Raw genomic sequence first — 15,709 nt, 5'->3', positions numbered from 1 at the left:
AATTCTTTAAATAAAAAAAAGGAACGCTAACGCTCCCCTTTGTTTTCCAAGATCAAATATCGGCAAAAATAGCCGTTTTAACTAACTTAAATCAATAAAGAAAGCTTACGACTAAACGTAAAAAACCGGATCTTTCTGTTGCTCAATTCAGAGAGATCCGGTTTAAATTTAATCAACTGTAGTCTAAAATTTAAGTCTATTCGAGAGTTACATCCAGATATACTGAATGTCGCCCGTAGGTTTCATAGAAGGGTTTATACACCACTCCATCAATAGTAAATTCAAGCTTTTTAGGATCTCCTTTGATAGTACTGCCAAGGTCATCGGCATCCAGTGTAATTTTTCTCCAATCTGTACGTGGTTCTGATTCCTGGGCCACCAATAATATAGGGCCGTAGAACAAGCTCGCAATATTTTGCTGATCCATTACCGGATCTAAATGAAATTGGAATGGCATTTTGATCTCGATACGATCACCGTCTTTCCATTTACGACTGAGAGTTACATAGCTACCCGGGGTTGCATTGACCTTTTCTTCTTTTCCATTGATCTTCACTGTATAACCAACTTTAGCCCATTGCGGAACACGAACTTTGAAATCAAACTTCCCTTTTCCATGAATCGTAAAATTAGTAATATCCACTTTTGGAAATGCGGTTTCCTGTTCTACTACAATATTCTTTTCTGTCCAGTTCAGTGTTGAAGGGATAAAGAGATTTACATAAAGTGCTTTATCATCATTACTCTTGAAATATATGGAATTCTGAAGTTTTGTACTGCTTTCAAGTGCTGTACCATTACAACACGTAAATCCTGTCATATTCGGATTCCCGAAATGTTTTACAGAACCGGGTCTTAAAGGAACGTGATAAGTATTCGCCGGACTATCTTCAGCTACGGAAGCTAGAATATGGTTATAAAGTCCGCGTTCGTAATAATCCATATATTCGGGACGCTGGTCGAACAGGAAAAGATTCTTTGTAAGCTTCAGCATGTTATAGGTAGCACAGGTTTCATTTTGTCCGCCTTCGGAAAATCCGTTTTCATAGAGCGTCGCAGGCTGACCTATAAAACATTCTGCATTAGCAGGGTTTCGTGCTCCGGCAACGCCCCCGATACTATACATATAATCATTTTTAGCCTTATACCAGAAATTATCAGCAACGTGATAATATTCCGGTGAATCGGAATCTCTGTAGATCTCTAAAGCCCCAATAATCTGAGGGATATGCTGATTCGCATGCAGTCCTCGGAAAAGATCAACATTCTTAGCCAGACCATGTGAATGTGATGCATCACCGAAAAACACCTTGATATTATCGAAAAGTCGGGCAACTTCAAGATATTTAGCTTCGCCGGTTATTCGGTACAATCTTGCCATGGCCTCATTCATCCCTCCGAACTCTCCTGCGATATAACGGTTCCACATTTCGATTAGTGTTGCTGTAGGCACCTGGCTCAGACGGGCATAGACCCAATCTCCCATACCTTTTGATATTTCCAGCGCTTTCTCATTGCCGCTTACCTCATAGATATCCATCAATCCTGCGAGAATCTTATGTAGCGTATAATAGGGAGCCCAGATCTTTGATACATCCGTACCATAGGTTGCTCCTTTCTCCAACATGATAAATTGATCCGGCGGATAAGCACTGATAAACCCTTCTCCCCAGTTCCAGTAATCGGTACGAATGCCCGATTCTGTGAGATCAGAGTTGTAGGTATCCTTCCCCGGTCCCGGAGGAACGGCTATAGGATCTGCAACATATACCCCTCCTTGATCTTTCGGATGTCCTGATAAACGAGACAGATCATAGAGGGTATTCACCATATAGTCCATTTTATCAGCAAATTTAGCTTGCAGGGCTTTATCATATCCGGTACTGGCATAGGCCTGTGCGATTGCGGTTAAATAATGTCCGGTTGCATGTCCGCGTAATTTTGTTTCCTGACTATCCCAAACTCCCAGTGGTTTAGCACCTTCCGGTTGAGGCTGCCCGAATGCATTTCGGAACATATACAGGAAGGAGTCAGGATTCGTAGTCGCCAGTGTATCGATGAACTTATTTCTATTCTCAATGAATTTTGTATTGTGACCTTCCTGATCCACATTCAGGGAAACCTGATCAAGTGCGAAAACTTCAAGATTCTCTTCCGGTGTTTTTGCTGCTTTTCCTGATTTTACGATTACCGTTGCCTTTGGCTTCAGATCAGTTCCGGAAACTGTACCGGTCACTACAAAGGTTCCCGGATTCAAAACGGTAGCATTGTCAGCCGGAGCAGGCCATAAAACACGTACCTCAGGACCTTTAATACCGTTTTTATAAGTACCCGGAACCAAACGAGGTAACCTCGGTAAAGAACCGACTTCCGTTTCTACAGTAATATCAGCAACTCCAGTAAGGTATTCGTTGTATAATTGAGGATTATCTGCCGGGAATTGCGGCAATACATCTGCCGGTCTTTCTCGTACATGTACGGAACCTTCTCCTCCGCGGAGTGCCTTATAATAAATTCTTTTTACCTGTTTTTCATTCAATGGTATTCTGTAGATTCGAAAATCATGGTAATTTCCAGCTATGGGTGTCCCGTCTCCTGCTATAGAATTTCCGAAATGAATTATATTATCTGCCCCATCGCCGGAAAAGAGTTCACTGAGTTCTATATCCATAGCTTCAGCTTTTCCGATCTTCTCACCATTGATGAATGTGGTAAAGACTTTAGACGGTACATCAACTACGATCGTAAAATGAAACCATTCATCGGATTTTACCTGTTGCTCTGAATTGATTTCAAAGGATTTTTTTCCTTCGGTAATCATAACAGCCTGAAAACCGCCTTTATCTCCTCCTCCTTCCGGAGAAAGATAGAAATGAGCATCCGACCCTTTACCAAGGTCGAGGATCTTTTGGCCTGATTCCACAGCACTTAATTTCACCCAACCCGTAATACTAACCGATTCTTCATTGATCAGGGACTCCCCGGGCACCTTGACGAAGGTTTTACCCTCCGATGGAATAACCAGTACTTTTCCAAACTTTTCATCGTTGGCAAAAACTGCTTTTCCTCCGGTAAAAACTGCATGTAAATTATTTCGGGACCAGTCTTTGGTATCTCCGTCAAAGACATATCGGGCGATCAATCCCGTTTCGCCAATTCCGTCCAATATCTGATCGCCATCCTGAGCGCTTAGAGAAGAATTTCCAAAAGCATACATAAACAGCGTCAATATGATCAATAATTTACCTGTTCTCATAGTTTAATCTTTACTCGAATTTTATTAATTCAATTGGTTTTTGGTATTATTTTCTGCGGTTTCAAATGGCTTAATTTCAACACCCTGCCACAATATAAAGCAACTACACGGAGTCAGATTCACGGGTTAATTAAAAATTCACATTTGGAACCGATGTTAAAATTATAGATAAACTCTCAAGTGCTATCAGCGATAATTAGCTGATTGTGGTAGGATATTAACCCTGAAATCCATGTTAAGTCGTAAACAAGCTATATTAATGTTGGTGATGATCGTAAATCGAGCCTGTCCTTTAGCGATGCTTCCTCTTCGAACAACATCGCACTCATTTACTGTGATTTTATAAAGTAAAAGAGCCGCTTTAACATATGCGGCTCTTCATTTATATATAGAAAGTCAGGGACAAATTTAAATCCTATTATCTAAAATTGATGAACCAGACTCCAGGCTCATTAATGGTGATCTCAAAATCGTTCACTACTGTTGAAGTTTCCCCGGCTAGTATTGTATCTATAGCGCTGAATAGGGACGGGAAAAGGAATATAAATATTTTCAAATCCTTGCTTTTTATCAATCATTACACCCCCTTTAAGGTTTGTATCTTATTGGTTGCAAACACTATGCCACATTTCCTACACCGAACTCCGGTCATATCATATAACCCTGAGCGTATCATTTAACGGTAAAATACAGGTTTCTGCACGATACTCCATATCTTAAAAATCTAAGTATACAGATGCAGATTCTACCATATATTTTTCCGATATCAGCGTAAGAAATATCAATTTAACTTCTTCATTTTAACTTAAAATACAACCGTTATTTGCAACCGGAGAATGATAAATACTGTAAAATGAAAACCGGAATATTATTGGTTAATCTGGGGACTCCCGACAGTCCTTCCGTAAGCGATGTAAAAAAGTACCTGACCGAATTCTTAATGGATGGAAGGGTAATCGATATTCCTTATATCAAACGAACCTTATTGGTAAAAGGGATTATCGTTCCTTTCAGATCGGTTAAAGTTGCCCGTGAATATAAAAAACTTTGGATGGATGAAGGATCTCCCCTATTGGTTTATGGAAAGTCTTTAGCCCTGAAATTAAAAAATCGCTTCAATCAACAGGGCACTAAAACTTCTGTGCAACTCGCCATGCGATACCAGAATCCTTCTATCGAAAAAGCGCTGAATAATCTTCGAAAGCAAAATGTAGACAAGATCATCGTATTTCCCCTGTTTCCGCAATATGCCTCTGCAACAACAGGCTCTGTCGCTGAGGAGGTAATGCGACTGGTTTCGCAATGGACTGTGATACCCAGCATCGAAATGATCAATTATTACCACGACAAAAAGGAATATATCGATGCATTTGCAGAAAAAACAGGTAATGATATTCTAAAACTAAAACCCGATCATGTGCTTTTCAGTTACCACGGAATTCCGGAAAGGCATTTGTATAACATTCAGAAAGAAAATAATAAGCAATGCGGATTTCCGGCTTGTGAATGTCAGATCAAAGCAAAGAACAAACCCTATTGTTATCGTTCTGCCTGTTTCAGAACCAGCGAGCTGATCGCAGCGAAACTCGGGATTTCCAACTTTTCCACTTCCTTCCAAAGTCGATTGGGAAAAGATCCCTGGATACAGCCTTATACGGATGAATCTATCATCGGTCTTACGAAAATGGGAATAAAGAAATTACTGGTCGTTTCCCCTTCCTTTGTAGCCGATTGCCTTGAGACCACCCTGGAGATCGGTGAAGAATATCGTGAACTTTTTCTGGAACACGGGGGAGAACAATTCAACTATACCGAAAGCCTGAATGACAGTGAGATTTGGGTTGAAGGGGTATATCAGATGTTGATGGAACGACTATAGTTGCCAAAATCATCTCGGGCGATAGATCTCAGTTACAATCATTTCAATATCGCTATCGCCCACATTCTTACACCAGTCTGAAATTGGCCCTGAAATGAGTCCTGATCCATCCGGAAATTCATAAACCTTTGGTTCCTCACCTTGTATACCGAGCAACATCTTTCCTCCTTTGACTACATAAACCGTATGATCCAAATGCTGATGGAGTGCCATGCTGTCTCCGGGTTTTAAAACTCCTTTATACATTACCATATCCAGGGTATCCTTAATGACCGTAATATAATCTTTTGCCACCCTTAATGGGTCCAGGTCAGGATCGATTTTCATTCTTTCCGGAGTCTCTTTGCTCATGACCGTTTCAGAATACACTGTTTGCACATCATTCTCAGCTTCCTTTTTTGACTGATTACAGGCTATACATATCAGTAATACCATAATCAGGATACAGATTGATAATTTAGTTTTCATTGTAAATGGTTTATTATGTTAGGTTGACATTAAAATAACATCCTAAGTTACTGATTTTTAATCATACAACTTCATCATTATCGACCCAAAAGCACTCATTTTCAATCCATTAGAATTTATTTTTCACTTTAGAAGCTCCGGAATCAAAACTCAAATCAGAGCAATCAAAATAGAATTCTCACAAATCCGTTAAGAATTGATGCATACGGGTTAATGGATTTATATTTCATATCGTACTTTCATATCAGGTTTTAGAGTCCAACAATACGTTGGCTCTTCGGTGAATAAATAAATAGTATCCGTGTTATAAATACGGAATTTGTTTAATCGAATTAGTTAGGTTGTTTTTTGAAAAAACCCGATCACCAAAGTGGTCGGGTTTTTCAGCTTTTCACCAATTGCTGTAAAAGAAAAATTCCGATCCACGCCGATCGGAATTTATCACAACATATAACCGGTAACCTAAAATCTAAAGTGTTAGAAATGTTCAATTTTCGATTATGCAGTAATCGCCAAAAAAGATTGGTTTTCCTGATATTGTTTTGGGCTGCAATTATATTTTTCCTTAAAGATCTTAGAGAAATAACTTCGGCTTGTAAAGCCAACTGAATACACGATCTCTGAAATATTCAGATCAGAGGTTTTGATGAGATACTCGGCTGATTCTAATCGAATTCCTCGTATATATTCTGTAACAGTGCGATCATGAAGTAACTTGAATCCGTGCTGAAGTTTTGCAGGAGATAAGCCGGTTCCTTCGCATATAAATTTAATAGAATAAGGTTTTTCAGGACTTTCTTTGATCTGTCTCGAAATATTTCTCAAAATATCCAACTCTTTCGTTAATAATGAACTGTTGCGTTTTTCAGCATGGTTCAGATCTTCAGAATGTTGTTCCAGTTCCATTGCCAGAATTACGCGGATGATACCTTCGGTCATAAGGTCTCTGACCATGCCTGAAGTTGTAACTTCCTGTAAGCGACCTATTGCTTCCGCAATTTTCACATTATACGACCCAATATAGAGATAGTTGCTTTCCTGAACGCCTGGCAGAAACAAGTCTCTCATTTCCGAATTTAAAGGATCAGCACCCGAAACATCTGCTACAATTAGCGTATAACGAAATGCTCCCGGTGTATTGAGTTCAATTTTATGACTTGTACATTTTTTGGAAGAAAGTATGGTGGTTTGGTAGGGTTCAATGATCCTGGACGCTTCGTTTTCTGCGCTATAGACAATCTCTCCCTTTAAGCTATAAAGAAAATAGATAACATTATCTCTGGTCAGGAGGTCACCGATCGATATTGGTTGACTGGACGTAAAGTTAAAATCAAAGAAGGAAAGTCCCCCCTCACCTATTATTCCGCGTACATATCCATTCATACCATTATGATCGAAATCAAGTCTTAATTCCCGGTGATCTTTCGAAATGCTCCCACCTAATTGCTGATGGAGACTATAAAAAAGATTCTCAACACCAGCGTTATTGATCACTATATTTACCATGATTTGTTTTCCTTGTTAGTTACTAAATGCCGATAATCGGATCATTTTCTTAAAAGAGAATAATTCCAGACTTCCGTATCAATTTGGCATAGCAGCAGGGTTTAGTAAATTTCGTGAACCATCACAGGGGACATGTTATACAATTTTATAAATGCCTTATAAAATTTCATTGAACATTGAAAAAATGATGGTTTATTGGATTTATAAGTAGGGTTTACTAAGAATGGTGCTATAGTAATCTGAAACAACGGTTTACAATATAAATGGCGAATATTGGTTTCGCTCAGAGCTTCAATAGAAAATTCTGTTTATTCAAATTGGAATTGGCATACTGCCAGTTTAAGGTCAATACCTTTTGTAAGGCATTCCTAAGATCATCAAAATCATTGGGCTTATTGATATAGATGTTTGCCCCATGTATAAAGGTCTGTTCAATATCCTTTTCTGATGAAGAAGTAGAATATATTGCGATGATCACATTCTTAAACCTAGGATTTGAACGTATTTCCCTAAGACAGGTGATCCCGTTCTTTATCGGCATATTAAGGTCTAAAAAGATAAGCTCTGGCAGTATTATATTGGGTAGCGCCAGAAAATCCATCAGTTCCTGCCCGTTATCAAACAATGATAGTTTTGTATGAATATCGATCTCTCCGATGGCTTCCCGGAAAACAAATCGATCATCTTCATCATCATCGACCAGTGCAATATGTAATAACTTTGACCTCATCATCTGTTTATGATTCAGTTTCTATCCGGTATGTTATTACTGACTCCTCTTTGTCTGATAATATTCTGAAATTGAGAAGGTGTTAAACCGGTTGTCTTCTTAAACTGATAGGACAAATGGGAAACACTGCTGTAATTAAGTTGATAGGCTACTTCGGTCAGGGTAAGTTCCGCTTCCGTCAACATAGTCTTTGCAATATCTATCTTTTTAAGGATCACGAAGTTCTCTATGGAAGTATGTGTGATCTCTGAAAACAAAGCCGAAAGGTAACTATAGGAATATGGAAGTTTTTCAGTAAGGTATGAAGAAACCTTAAGCTGGCCTGACCTTTCACTATTCTCCAGCATTTCAGTAATGGTATCTTTAATTTGCTGTACAAGCATTTCTTTAGGATCCTGCAGAATCGATATCCCGATGGCCTGTAATTTCTTTCTGATTTCTTCCGTGCGTATCTCCGAGAAATTTTCATCTATTGTTATCGCTCCACTATCAAGAATATGATAATTCAGATCGAGATCATCAAGCCCACGTCTTAGCAGATTATTACAAATGAATTCAAGATCATATTTAACGTAAAATTTCATTCAGCCCCGGTTGCAGCAGTGTTTGATAACGCTGCGGTTAATAAACAAATATGCTCTTTTTTTTCATTTTTCACAATGGTCAATTCTGTTAAAAACCATTGAATTTATGTAATTTATAAACATTTAAAATAAGATTTTATGGGTTAAACATAAAATCAATCACGGTCTTGACCTTCCATTTCAATGAATAGGTTTAGCCGTTGATAATTTATGTTGATTTTGAGTTATATTAGGAAAAGAAGAATATTAAAAATCAGGTGATCCAACCATTATTGCGGATTTCAAAACGGGTAAACCAATGGGTTGAAGTTGAAAGCCGGACCACCTGTTTTTAGCAAAACAAATCAAATTCGTCTATTTCTGCTTTTAAAATTCTTTCTCATAGATACCGATTGGTTAAGGATTCAATTCTCAACAGGTTTGGGTAACGCTCTAAAGCCTGAATAAAGGGAAACAAAGAATAGTAGGATAAAGATCACGAACAATATTTTAGCAAAAAGCCATGAATTCTCTCCAAAACCAAAAACAGCTGAGATCATAGAGAGCACATTGAATATTAATACTTTGCGAATCATAATTTTCTGTATTGATTAAACCTTTACTTAATAAGCTGTGACGATTTTAGCTTCAATTGTTAATCTTTCTTACTGCATTATCGATTCGGATCCACATCATTCAACGGTGCAATTAAAACGCATCACGAAAACCTATAATTCAAATCTAATTTGAATACTCCATTACAATTGATTGATTTACAGTTTTTTTTAACCCAAAAAGAAATCACCAACCAAAGTCCATGACCATACCATTGTTCATAATACCTTCCAAAGATCACCGGTAGTAAATCTGACCTACTAACTCCATAAATCTGTTCCGATAGGATTTTATTGAATACTTTCAGACGATAGAATTTCGAAAATACTTCAATTTTCAACTTTAAAAGCTCAACGCTAAAAAGTCTTCCATTCATCTTTATATACAAAATCTGTCTGAGCGTATCGCTTTCGAATCAGCGCTTCCGCTTCCAGTTCTTCCCTGGTGATCACTTCCTCTGAATCTCCATAATACCCCAGAACGAGCACGGAATAGGTGCTATAACCTTTAGGCACTCCAAAGGATTTTGTGGCATGTTCACAATCGATATCGAATAATTGTGTCATGGCAATTCCCAGATATTCTGCCTGTATGTGCATATTGCCCAGGCATAATCCAAGGTTCAGCATAGCATGGTTATTAGTACTACCATCGTTGCGTTGTTGTTTGTAGACAGTAAGTACAAGAACCGGAGCCTTTGATACCCATTCGGTATCGTTATCGGGAACACATTCCTGAATAATGGTATAGGAGGGGGAACCTTTTACCGCATATATGAAACGCCAGGGTTGTATATTCTCATAACTGCTCGCCCAACGGCCTGCTTCAAATATCTTTTTCAGATCGGTTTCCGGAATAAGGTCCGGTTTAAATTTTCTTGTACTCCAACGTTGTTTGATCAGCGCGAAGATCTCGTGATCTGTATCAGCAATATTCCATTTTCGCAAATTCTTCTGAGCATTCCTTTCCATAATTGTACTATCCATACGATATATTCGGTCTTCGATACTACTATTATTCTGTTTACTGCTATTTTGGTTTTACTTTTACAACATAAGATGAACGGTTGATAAACCATTCCAAGACCAGGTTAAGAGGCTTTAATGTCCGAATTTGACACCATCAAAGTTGTGGATTAATCCAAACTCGCATTAACGCATATCAGTAAAAAATTAATGCATATGCATCTAAAGAGGTAAAAAGTGTACTTTTTAAACTTATAAAATCGGAGTTGTATTTATGGATTCGCCGGGAAATAGATGGTAAACTCCGTACCGACTTCCGGAGTACTGTCCACTTCGATGAAGCCGGAATGATTATCGACGATCTTTTTAACGATAGCGAGCCCAATTCCGGTACCTTCATAAGCCGAACGATCATGAAGCCTTCGAAATACTTCGAAGATCTGATCCTTGTGCTCCGGTTTAAAACCTATTCCATTGTCAGAGAATAACAGCTTACAATAGGTTGTATTTGAGTTTGCGACCGGTCCGAATAGCTGATCACCCTGTATGGTTTCACAATGTATCCTGATCAAAGGTGCTATTCCAGGCTTAGAGAATTTAATAGCGTTGGTTAACAGGTTTTTGAATAACTGTACAAATTGAAAAGGAATTACGCTGGCCGTTACCATTGCTCCTTCTTGAATTTCAACCTTATTTTCAAGAAATAGTTCGCTTAATTCAGTACATGCATCCTCAAGTAATTGATGCAGCGAAACCGACTCAAATTGATATAACTTATCATTGGTTCTGGAATAGGTTAATAAATCCTGAATAAGATTCTGCATCCGGTTTGCTGCCAGTTGCATTCGTTTAAAATAGTAGCGTCCCTGTTCCGAAAGATTATCCTGCTCCTTGCCCAAAATTCTTGAGCTGAACATCTGTATCTTTCGCAATGGTTCCTGCAGGTCATGGCTGGAGACATACGCAAAAGATTCCAGCTCATCATTGAGTTTTTTCAATTCGGAAACGGAATATTCAAGACGCTCATTGGCTTCGCTTAATTCTTGCGTCCGTTCCGCTACTTTCCTTTCCAGTTCCTCCATAAAATCCTTATGTTCCTGTATGTCTGTGCTACTCCCCACCCATTGTACGATTGTTCCGTCAGGATTTTTCTGCGGATGGACCTTACTCAGAAACCATCTGTACTTTCCGGTATGTTCGCGGATTCTGTGTTCCATTAAAAATTCTGTGCCGGTTCTCAAAGCAAAAGTTCTTTGTTGTTCAAGTCGCAAATGATCTTCCGGATGAATCATATTGAAAAATTCACCTGCGAGTTGCCTCACATCCAATTTCGGGTCGAGTCCACCATAACACTTCAGGGTTCTGTTGCAATAGTTCATAGTACCATCCGGTTCTGCTGTCCAGATCAAATGAGGCATAGAATCGGCTAAAAAGCGGAACTTCCTCTCATTTTCGATGATGATCTGTTGCTGCTCCTTTTCCGGAGTAATATCCCGTATCGTCCCGATAAGACGTTCGGGTTCTCCATCGGTATCGAAAACGACATCTCCAAAAGTCTTGATCCAGGCAATATCACCATTGGGCTTAATGATTCTTGATTCATACTGATACTTTCCCGTTTTCATCGCCTCCTTAAAATACGTATCGATGGATGGCCGATCTTCCGGGTGTAATTGATCTCTGAGATTTTGATGGACCATCTTGGTATCCCTTGAGTGGCCGAAAATATCATTGATTATAGGTGATGCGATCAAAGAGCGATCCCTGAGATTCAATTCATAAGTGGCTAAATTTGTAGCTTCAGTAGCCAATCTTAGTCTGTTTTCCGCTGCTTTTATCGCTTCTTTTACTTTTACCTTTTCAGTAACCTCCGAAATTACAACGATAATATTTTCATCAGTCTCACGCTCCCCGCGATGAATCTGGCATAGAAAATTAAAATACCCGGTTTCCCGTTTACCGGTACGATTAATGATCACCTCGATATCATTACCTTCCACCATTTGTTTGGTTTCGATCACTCTTTCAAGAAATGGAAGAATCGTTTCTTTAGAATCGGGAAAAACCTCAAACAGTTTTTTAGCTATGACCCCTTCCTCACGCTTTTTACTCATCTCCAGAAAAGCTTCATTAACCATTTCGATGGTAAAGTCATCACTTCGCACAATGATAATACTAACCGGTGCCTTTTGCAGACTCAATCGAAAACGTCTTTCGCTCTCCGCAAGTATTTTACGGTTTTTTATCCGTTCTGTGGTTTCAAGACAGTTCACCAGAATACCACATACCTTCCCATAGGGGTCGAATACAGGACTATAGCCAAAGGTCCAGAATCCCTCTTCTAATTGATTATTGCGTTGAACCGGCGCCAACAGATCTTCAAGAAATAATCCTTCTCCGGTCCTTTGCACTTCTTCCAGCATCGGACTAATGATATCCCAGGATTCCGTAAATGCTTCCTCCCCATTCATTCCCAGGATCTGCGGATGTTTACCGGAATCACCGAAGAATTTACGATAGGCATCATTATAGAAGCAAGTCAGCTCAGATCCCCAAAAAAGAAACATGGGAAATCGGGCATGTAACAGCATCCCGAGGGTAACTTGTAAACTAGAAGGCCATGTTTCAGGGCTGCCCAATGCCGTAGTACCCCAATCCTTATTACGAATGAGTTCTCCTAATTCCCCTCCTCCATTCAAAAAAGGTACTACTATCGCTTTGTTCATGAATCCTGATTTAGAATGCTGTTTCAAATTACAAAAAATTAATTCATCTGTTTTACTTTAATCTCAATGCACATGGAATCAGTTAGGCAGGTTTTGGCAAACAGTTAGTCTGTAGTTTGTCCGCTAATGAAAAACTTGTTCACCGACACCAGGGGGCACTACCGCATGAACATGCGTCATCATTATGATCGTAACGATACCCGACAACGGCAATACAGAGGAGGCAGGCAATTTCGTCACGCTGAAGTGTGCTTCCAGACCTGAATATTATTCTGCATCTTCTCTGATATCCATACTATAAGTTATATCTTTACCTTATTATGAGAAATATTATACGCATCCACGAGGCAGTTAGTTCGCCGATTGCAGATCTGGTAACCTACAGAGCCTTACCTACCCAATCTATCGATATGATTGATCCGTTTTTATTCCTGAACCATCATGGATATCAGGTTTACAGACCGCACAATCAAGGTCTTCCATTTGGGCCACATCCGCATCGGGGGTTTGAAACGGTTACTTTTATTCTGAAAGGAGATCTGATGCATCAGGATTCCTCAGGAGGTGCCAGTGTGATCAATGCGGGAGGCGTACAATGGATGACGGCCGGTCGCGGACTCGTGCATGCAGAAATTTCTTCCGAGGAATTTAAGGAAAAAGGTGGAGAACTTGAGATCCTCCAACTTTGGGTAAATCTTAAAGCTTCTCAGAAAATGACCGAACCGGCGTACAAAGGACTTCAAAAAGATGATATTCCGCTGATCCACGAAGAGAAATATACGATACAGGTCGTTTCAGGTACCTGGAAAGGTGTGGAAGGGCCTTTTCATAATCTTAATGATATTCACCTGGCAGTGATCACCCTTCGCGGAGAGGCTACGGTATCCTTTGATATTCCTGAAGACCATAATATCTTTTTCTATACAACCGATGGAAGACTTCGGGTAAATGATTATCTCGTTGTACAAAGAGAATTAATTGAATTTGGAAACGAAGGTACCAAAGTTAAAATTGAAGCTGCCTACGACAGTACAATCCTGATCGGCCATGCGAAACCCTTTGATGAACCGGTCGTCGCTCACGGACCCTTCGTGATGAATACGAGGGAAGAGATCGTTCAGGCATTTCAGGATTATGAAGAAGGGAAATTCTAACCATTCCAGCTATTTAATTCGAGAAGAAAGAATATCGGTATCTGCTGTCGCCCAACTTTCCTTCAGCATCGTATCAATTTCGGAAGCTTCACTTTGCATCCCGGCTTTTTCATATGCGAGCTTGAGTCCATGCTGAGCCCAACCATTTTTAGGAAAAGTTTCCAGATCCTGTTTATAGGTTTCTACGGCATCCTTATAAAGTGCTGCCTCAATCTGTACAGCTCCGAGATGATGGCGTACTGAAAAGAACCAGTCCGGTGGCTCATTATAATTGAGTCCGTCTTCCAAAGCCACCGCTTCTTTTAATAAGACCAGGCTTTCATCATATCGCTTTTCGGAGGCCATTATCTCTGCACGTAACACTCGTTTTGCGATTTGAACTACGGGTACCACGGTATTGATATCCCATATGGAAACCTCCTCCAGTGTGGGATCTTCGGAAATACGTTCGAGTTTTATCAGCTCATCTTTTGCTTTTTCGGGTTTTCTTACTCCTAACAGGGCCATCCCGCGCGCATAAGCCTCAATGGCCTCTACATACGGCAGACCATAATTTTTTAATCGCATATCCAGAATCTCCTCCCATTTTCCGAATTTAATGGCAACATAATAAGGGGTAACATAGTAATGCTGAACGGTTCCCCATCCCGGACTCTTCATGATATCAGGATGTACCCCTTCAGCCAGTTTATTAGCTCCCAGCATGGCATAATAATAATTTCCTTCAAGGGTAGCGGTTGCAGCCATGAAGTGATAGTTATGAGGGTAATAGGCCAATGGATATGCCCCCTGAGCATGACATTGTGTGGTATACAGACTATCAGCCTCGACTGCCCGTATATTTGATAAGGTTCCTAAATGATAATCTCCGGTTCTTATATAGGTATGAGAAGGCATATGCAACAAATGTCCGGCACCCGGAACCAATCCTTTATCAAAGACCGCTGCACTTCCCATCGACCTTTCAGGTCTGTCGGATGCTTCGGTGGCATGTATATAAAAATGATGTGCACCGGGATGGTCTGGATTCTTGCGGATCAGACGCTCCAGTAAGGTGATGATCTCCGGAGTCCAGGATTTATCTTTCCCTTCCTTATCCTGCAAATCCCAGGGATGAAGATTCATTATTGATTCTGCATACAGCGTAGAAATTTCAGGATCATCAGGATATTTCAGATAGAGATCCTTCATGGCCTCAGCGTAAGCGATATCGAGTTCAGAACGATCGTCTACCGGCTCCTGCACATAGCGTTTCGCCAGAGCCTTGATCAACCCCTGCTCCTTCACTGTCCCCTTCTCCGAAAGGATGATAGCTTTCTGAATGGCCTCATAAGCACGTTCATAATTATCCGGTTCCATACCGGCATTATAATTCGGACCCAATACATAGGCATATCCCCAATAACACATTGGACTCTCAGGATCGAGTTTGGTCGCATAGTAGAATGATCTGGCTGCTTCGGCATGGTTAAAACCATAGGCCAGCACCAGACCCTGATTGAAATATCGGTTTGCCTCAGGATTCGTTGTAGTAATAGGATAGTTCAATACATCCAACCCAGCGAATAGCGGAGCTTTGTTACCTGATTTATACCAGAGTGTATCCATTGTAGGCGGAGCACAGGTATACCGTGCCTCTACCTTCGCTACTTCGTCATCAGCATTTTGCTTCTTATCCTGTTTACAAGAAGACACTAATGCCAAGGTGATCATCAATGATCCCAATAAATAATACCTCATCCTGAAAATTGTTTCACCTAATGTAGCACAATTTACTAAATTCCAGATGTTTAAGGCGATATAATCTCGATTTTCATCGGTATTTAACCCTCTTACTCCCGATTAAA

Annotated in this window: 12 protein-coding genes; 2 read left to right on the top strand and 10 right to left on the bottom strand. The window is 39.9% G+C overall.

Translation table 11 applies throughout. The features are described from left to right. Nucleotides 1-196: 196 nt before the first annotated feature. Both DMZ48_RS12715 and DMZ48_RS18635 read right to left on the bottom strand, forming a co-directional pair. Nucleotides 197-3,256 carry a beta-L-arabinofuranosidase domain-containing protein gene (locus DMZ48_RS12715; RefSeq protein WP_143955531.1) on the bottom strand — a complete coding sequence of 1,020 codons (3,060 nt, stop codon included), beginning with the start codon at nucleotides 3,254-3,256 and terminating at the stop codon, nucleotides 197-199. Nucleotides 3,257-3,674: 418 nt separating this feature from the next. After that, complete coding sequence (locus DMZ48_RS18635) at nucleotides 3,675-3,812, bottom strand: hypothetical protein (protein ID WP_162558712.1); 138 nt, start codon at nucleotides 3,810-3,812, stop codon at nucleotides 3,675-3,677. Between the two features lie 297 nt (nucleotides 3,813-4,109). Between DMZ48_RS18635 and hemH the strand changes: the two genes are divergently transcribed. Continuing rightward, nucleotides 4,110-5,135 carry a ferrochelatase gene (hemH, locus tag DMZ48_RS12710; protein WP_143955530.1) on the top strand — a complete coding sequence of 342 codons (1,026 nt, stop codon included), beginning with the start codon at nucleotides 4,110-4,112 and terminating at the stop codon, nucleotides 5,133-5,135. 9 nt (nucleotides 5,136-5,144) lie between these two features. Here the strand turns inward: hemH and DMZ48_RS12705 are convergent, their stop codons facing one another. The 7 genes from DMZ48_RS12705 to DMZ48_RS12675 form a co-directional block, all read right to left on the bottom strand. Continuing rightward, complete coding sequence (locus tag DMZ48_RS12705; protein ID WP_143955529.1) at nucleotides 5,145-5,603, bottom strand: hypothetical protein; 459 nt, start codon at nucleotides 5,601-5,603, stop codon at nucleotides 5,145-5,147. A gap of 498 nt (nucleotides 5,604-6,101) precedes the next feature. Beyond that, complete coding sequence (locus DMZ48_RS12700; RefSeq protein WP_143955528.1) at nucleotides 6,102-7,109, bottom strand: helix-turn-helix domain-containing protein; 1,008 nt, start codon at nucleotides 7,107-7,109, stop codon at nucleotides 6,102-6,104. 283 nt (nucleotides 7,110-7,392) lie between these two features. Beyond that, nucleotides 7,393-7,839: a response regulator gene (locus DMZ48_RS12695; RefSeq protein ID WP_143955563.1), complete on the bottom strand. Its 447-nt coding sequence runs from the start codon at nucleotides 7,837-7,839 to the stop codon at nucleotides 7,393-7,395. Between the two features lie 14 nt (nucleotides 7,840-7,853). Further along, nucleotides 7,854-8,423: a helix-turn-helix domain-containing protein gene (locus DMZ48_RS12690; RefSeq protein WP_143955527.1), complete on the bottom strand. Its 570-nt coding sequence runs from the start codon at nucleotides 8,421-8,423 to the stop codon at nucleotides 7,854-7,856. Nucleotides 8,424-8,827: 404 nt separating this feature from the next. Further along, complete coding sequence (locus tag DMZ48_RS12685; RefSeq protein ID WP_143955526.1) at nucleotides 8,828-8,998, bottom strand: DUF1328 domain-containing protein; 171 nt, start codon at nucleotides 8,996-8,998, stop codon at nucleotides 8,828-8,830. Nucleotides 8,999-9,373: 375 nt separating this feature from the next. Continuing rightward, nucleotides 9,374-10,003, bottom strand: coding sequence for a nitroreductase family protein (locus DMZ48_RS12680; protein WP_143955525.1), 630 nt, complete (start codon nucleotides 10,001-10,003; stop codon nucleotides 9,374-9,376). Nucleotides 10,004-10,254: 251 nt separating this feature from the next. Next, on the bottom strand, nucleotides 10,255-12,708 hold the full coding sequence (locus DMZ48_RS12675; RefSeq protein ID WP_143955524.1) for a PAS domain S-box protein: 2,454 nt from the start codon (nucleotides 12,706-12,708) through the stop codon (nucleotides 10,255-10,257). A gap of 320 nt (nucleotides 12,709-13,028) precedes the next feature. Here DMZ48_RS12675 and DMZ48_RS12670 point away from each other — a divergent pair, with 320 nt between their 5' ends. Further along, a complete protein-coding gene (locus DMZ48_RS12670) occupies nucleotides 13,029-13,862 on the top strand; it encodes a pirin family protein (protein WP_143955523.1) in 834 nt (277 codons plus the stop codon). A 9-nt stretch (nucleotides 13,863-13,871) separates the two neighbouring features. Here DMZ48_RS12670 and DMZ48_RS12665 read toward each other — a convergent pair whose 3' ends face one another. Next, complete coding sequence (locus DMZ48_RS12665; RefSeq protein ID WP_143955522.1) at nucleotides 13,872-15,602, bottom strand: tetratricopeptide repeat protein; 1,731 nt, start codon at nucleotides 15,600-15,602, stop codon at nucleotides 13,872-13,874. Nucleotides 15,603-15,709: the final 107 nt, after the last annotated feature.

The organism is Robertkochia solimangrovi, from assembly GCF_007279655.1.
Classification (GTDB): domain Bacteria; phylum Bacteroidota; class Bacteroidia; order Flavobacteriales; family Flavobacteriaceae; genus Robertkochia; species Robertkochia solimangrovi.
This window is presented reverse-complemented; position numbering and strand designations above follow the sequence as displayed.